Raw genomic sequence first — 4886 nt, 5'->3', positions numbered from 1 at the left:
CGCTCCTCATCAGGCGCATCGCCCATCCATGACCATTCTCAAACGGGCACTTAGCCGTCGTGCTCGCGCTGGCGGTGATCTTCGTATCGCGGAAGACCCCACCGCGAAGAAGGCAGAGCTGGGCATTTGGCGCTTCAATGATCGGCCTCGGTATCACTGGTGGGCTTCTCTACGCGCTTTCGCCAGCATGGACATTCGCTGACCTTATCCAACGCGGCCTTCCTCTTCGAATGTCGCCAACAGGCGAGGTCGCACTGGTTGCGGTCATTGCCTCAGTTGCGGGAGCCATCACGGCATCCGTGCGCCAGGGTCGCTTGCGTTTCCAGCGGCCGACGGCCGCCGGCATCCTGCGGTCGATCGCCGGCGGCGCGTTGATGGGAATAGGCATCGGCCTGATACCCGGTGGCAACGACGCTTTAATCCTTGCCGCAATGCCTACGCTTTCTCCGGGCGGCATAGTCGCCTACCTCGTGATGACGACCACGATCGTTTTCGGATTCGAAGCGCGTGACAGACTGGCCAGGAACGGCGCGTCAGGCCAGGGGAAAAAGTAGACGGTCCGGCGTCGTTCGTGACACCTTTGAGTACCGGCTCCGCAGGTCGTACGCCTTTCGTGGACCAATGACCCTGATAACTGTCTCGAAAGATCCTGCGTCGAGAATTCGGTAAAAAGCGTGATAGGCGTCGTCACCGCAGAAGTGGGTGTCTGTTGCCTCGTACCCCCAATTCTTGCGCGAGAATGCAAGGTTGAGAAACAGCTTCCCGGTGTTCGGTCCGTCTGCGAACTGAACGTCTACTCGGTGGCCGACCGCGCAGTACCGATATTGCCGAGACGCTGAGAGTTCGCGGCCATCCCGAAGCCGAAGTATCCCGCTTTCTCGATAGGTGAGCGCGGATTCACCTGTCGAAGCGAAATCCGCGTCGCCAATCAGTTGTTCGCCCGTCGGATCGACGTTGCGACGAAGCGCCCACTCTCCACGGAGCGTGTCCAAGACCATCGTGCCTATGTTCACGACCGATCGATGGTCATCGGCCCAAGGCGCTCATTTTTGGGTTGGACCGACGCAAACAGCAGCACAAGTGATGCCGCAAGCAAAACTGCGTCCTTCAGCAAAAACTGGCCAGGAGCGGCGGATATCGCAGGAAAGCCTCCGGCAGTTGGCTCCCCGACCCCAGGCGTCGTAAAAAAGAAGGTCAGGGTGATGAAGTAGGTCGCCGCCGACATAAGCGCGCCAAGCGCTGAGAAGGATGGGCGGAAAGCCCCTAAGGCCAGCACGACTGCGGTCGACAGCTCGATGACGCCGACAAAGTAACTTTGGCCCTGTACCCCGAACATACCCAGCCAACTCATGATCGGACTATGGCCGATGAAAGGGGCGATGCCATCGGCCTCGTAAGCCGTGAATTTCATCGCGCCGAACCAAGAGAAAACGATCACGAGCGCCCATCTCAACAGCGCCAGTTCCTTCCGACTGCGCTCGGGCACAAGCAATTCATACCGATCGAAAATACTCATATCGAACTCCTCAAAAGGGGATGATCGTCAGGGCGTCACGGACGATGGTGGCCGACTGGGCAATCGGCACACCGGGCCTGATCGCACAGACGACAGATTGCCAAGCCGCCGTGGAGGTCCGAGAACAGCGACGACAGGATGTTGTCCGCGGCCCGCTCCAGCACGACGCGATCGTCAGCCGACACTTTGCTCAGCAGCTCGGACACCGCCGCGTTCCGCAGACCTAGCAGCTTGGTCCGCTCCACCTGACCACGCGAGGTCAGCGAGACATGAACTACCCGGCGGTCAGAGGGCGACGGCGATTTCGCCACCAGGCCTTGCTCGCCTAGCCTCTCGACGACGCGAACTGCACCTGCATGCGAAAGCCGGAGAGTTTGCCGTACCTGGCCGATCGACATTCCTGGCGCGTGACCGATCGCGATCAAAGCCGCGGCCGTCTCGCCCCCCGCATTGAATGCTTCAGCGATCGCCAAGCGCACGCGGTCAGACACCGCTTGAGACAGCGCGCCAAAGATGTTGATCAAGCGATCCGAGGGGTCATCCATCGCCGCGACTCACGCAATATATGCGTCGCGCATACAATATCTGTGGGCCGGTGTCGAGCCTCGTGCCGGAGTACAAGCGTTCGCTGGAAGGCTTAGACGTCGTCGGTGCCTACCGGCCCACCTTCGCCCTCCATCCGATTGATCGCACGCACATCCTTGGCGTTGAACTTGAGCCTTACGCCGAGCCCTCCGCTATTGTCCTCGCTGATGAAAACCGCGCCGCCGCGTTCGAGCGCGTCCCGCAGCCGCGTCAAATCCGAGGCTGCAAACACGCTGGCGCCGGCTTCGAATTGAGCTAGCGCCTCTTCCTCCAAGCCTGCGATCTTGGCGACATGTGATCGCGGCCACTGAATGAGCGCTCTCGCTGCACGTGCTAGTGGCCCATTCATGTTTAATGCCTCCGTTTCGCGAACGCATCCTGTCGCCAAGATACGACCTTTCCCGCAACCGATCCGCTAGATGAGCTTCGCCATCACCACGGCGACATCCGCCATGCGTGTCGCGAAGCTCCACTCGTTGTCGTACCAAGCAAGCACGCGAACCATCCGGCCATCGACGACATCGGTCTGGGGGAGCGCGACGATCGAGGATTCGGTCCGGTGGGTCAGATCCACAGACACCAGAGGCTCTGTCGTGAATGCGAGCACCCCACTCATCGGACCACTCGCAGCCTGACGAATGGCGTCGTTCACTTCGTCGATCGTCACCTCCCGGGATGCGGAAATAGCGAGATCGACGACCGATACGTTCGGCGTTGGCACGCGGATTGACGAGCCATGGAGCTTGCCTTTCAGTTCTGGCAGCACGCGTCCGATTGCGTTCGCGGCTCCGGTCGAGGTTGGGATCATCGACAGCGCGGCTGCCCGTGCGCGGTAGAGATCCTTATGCACCGTATCCAGCGTCGGTTGGTCACCGGTATAGGCGTGAACCGTGGTCATGTAGCCCCGCTCAATGCCACATAGATCGTTCAGTATCTTCGCGACGGGCGCGAGGACATTCGTGGTGCATGAGCCATTCGATACGACGACATCTTCGGTTGTCAGCGTTTCGTGATTGACCTTGAAGACGATCGTCTTGTCTGCGCCCTCGCTGGGCGCGGAGACGAGCACGCGCTTTGCTCCTGCACGGATGTGCGATTCAGCCTTCTCCTTGGAGGTGAACAAACCCGTGCATTCGAGCGCCACGTCGACTCCAAGCTCGTTATGCGGAAGCTTTGATGGATCGCGCTCCGAAAACACTTTGATTTTACCGGACCCGATGTCGATCCAGTCTTCGCCGGTGGCTATCGATCCTTGAAAGGGGCCGTGAACTGAATCGTACTTCAGGAGGTGCGCCAACGTAGCAACCGGCCCGAGGTCGTTGATCGCAACCACCTCGATGTCATCACGCCGTAGTTCGACGATCGACCGTAAGGCCAGTCGTCCGATCCGACCGAAACCGTTGATTGCGACCTTGACCGTCATGCCTGTGTCCCCTGGTTCGCCGAACTGGCTACGGCATACGCACTTCGCTCAGTGCCGCCTGGCACGCGGTGGTCGTCTCCAGCAGCGAAAGCTTGCCGATCAGACCATCCTCATTATGTATGCGCCACGCATAGACCTATCCGTCTGTTGGCTGCAGGTCAACGAGGCAATGTCGGCATGGAGGATTAGGTTTGCGCCGCCCGGTTTCACAATCGACCTGGTGAAGGCACGCATACCGGCGAGATGAAGTGGCGTTGATGTTTACCCAAGAAGAAGAGAGGAGGCTGGCTGCGGCTAGAGCAGTCGACGAGATCGAAGACGGCATGTTCGTTGGCCTTGGGACCGGAAGCACAACAGCCTATGCCATTAAGAGCCTGAGCGACCGCATTCGGCAGGGCCTTCGCATCACCGCTGTCGCCACCTCCCGAGCGACCGAAATGTTGGCTCGTCGTCTCGCGGTGCCGCTCGTTCCTTTTGAGCAGTTCAGTTCGATAGACCTCACGATCGACGGCGCTGACGAGATCGACTGCCACTTTCAGGCGATCAAAGGCGGCGGCGGCGCCTTGCTCCGAGAGAAGGTCGTGGCCGCCGCTTCTAGCCGGATGATCGTGATCGTAGACGCTAGCAAAGTCGTTCAACGACTCGGCGGGTTTCCTTTGGCGGTCGAAGTCGTGCCCTTCGCGAGCGAGTTCGTTCGAACGCATCTTGCCAACCTCGGAGCCAGTGTGACGCTTCGCTCGGTCGGCGGAGAACCATTCATCACAGACCAGAGCAATCACATCTTGGATGCAGCCTTCGGCAAGGCCCTTAGGCCGATCGAGATCGCCGGAGCGATCGATGCCATCCCCGGCGTAATGGAGCACGGCTTGTTTCTCAGCGAGATTGACACTGTGGTGGTCGGACGCGGTGAGACGGTCGAGGTGCATCTCAGAGAGCAAGCCCCCGGATCCCTCCGTTAGGTGCCGACGAGGGGTGGCACCTGGCGCAGGCGTGATGTGATTCGGCCGTCGGGCAGCCAAAATCACGACAGCCCACCCCGATCTATAGCCGCCAGGTATCGCCATTTTGTGTGTCCCGACGATCGAAGTCCTGTATTCCAATCGTCCGCGCCATCCGCAGCATATCCTAAGCCACTGTAAAGGCGCACCTTTCGGCTTGCCAGAATCCCCCGGCGCCGCAGGGGTATGGCTTGCTGTCTATGCTTCGCGCACATATAGATGGGGCAATGGATGGACCTCGAGATCGAAATATCTTCGGGGCGTTCGCACTCATGATCAGCGACGACATCGTTCGCGCTAGTTCATCGCGGGTCGTGTCCCTGGTCGTGGTGTAGGAGGCGGTCACCGCGGTGAACCTGGGTAG

Annotated in this window: 7 protein-coding genes; 2 read left to right on the top strand and 5 right to left on the bottom strand. The window is 59.9% G+C overall.

What is annotated here, in order from left to right; genetic code table 11:
* The first annotated feature begins 59 nt into the window (after positions 1 to 59).
* Positions 60 to 554, top strand: coding sequence for a YeeE/YedE thiosulfate transporter family protein (locus tag ACVMLK_RS19790; protein ID WP_457487388.1), 495 nt, complete (start codon positions 60 to 62; stop codon positions 552 to 554).
* Here the strand turns inward: ACVMLK_RS19790 and ACVMLK_RS19785 are convergent.
* From ACVMLK_RS19785 to gap, 5 genes are all read right to left on the bottom strand, one after another.
* A complete protein-coding gene (locus ACVMLK_RS19785) occupies positions 534 to 998 on the bottom strand; it encodes a DUF6314 family protein (RefSeq protein ID WP_070154329.1) in 465 nt (154 codons plus the stop codon). The genes ACVMLK_RS19790 and ACVMLK_RS19785 overlap by 21 nt on opposite strands.
* Positions 999 to 1009: 11 nt before the next feature.
* The gene (locus ACVMLK_RS19780; RefSeq protein ID WP_024350814.1) at positions 1010 to 1516 is read right to left on the bottom strand and encodes a YkgB family protein; all 507 of its coding nucleotides are present in this window, start codon (positions 1514 to 1516) and stop codon (positions 1010 to 1012) included.
* 35 nt (positions 1517 to 1551) lie between these two features.
* The gene (locus ACVMLK_RS19775; RefSeq protein WP_024350813.1) at positions 1552 to 2061 is read right to left on the bottom strand and encodes a MarR family winged helix-turn-helix transcriptional regulator; all 510 of its coding nucleotides are present in this window, start codon (positions 2059 to 2061) and stop codon (positions 1552 to 1554) included.
* A gap of 92 nt (positions 2062 to 2153) precedes the next feature.
* On the bottom strand, positions 2154 to 2375 hold the full coding sequence (locus ACVMLK_RS19770; protein WP_024350812.1) for a hypothetical protein: 222 nt from the start codon (positions 2373 to 2375) through the stop codon (positions 2154 to 2156).
* A gap of 141 nt (positions 2376 to 2516) precedes the next feature.
* Positions 2517 to 3524 (bottom strand): type I glyceraldehyde-3-phosphate dehydrogenase, encoded by a 1008-nt coding sequence (gene gap, locus ACVMLK_RS19765; protein ID WP_024350811.1) that lies wholly within the window; start codon positions 3522 to 3524, stop codon positions 2517 to 2519.
* Between the two features lie 257 nt (positions 3525 to 3781).
* Here gap and rpiA point away from each other — a divergent pair, with 257 nt between their 5' ends.
* On the top strand, positions 3782 to 4483 hold the full coding sequence (gene rpiA, locus ACVMLK_RS19760; RefSeq protein WP_024350810.1) for a ribose-5-phosphate isomerase RpiA: 702 nt from the start codon (positions 3782 to 3784) through the stop codon (positions 4481 to 4483).
* Positions 4484 to 4886: the final 403 nt, after the last annotated feature.

Source organism: Teichococcus aerofrigidensis, from assembly GCF_054073225.1.
Note: the sequence above shows the minus strand (reverse complement) of the source record. Positions and strands in the feature narration are given on the sequence as shown.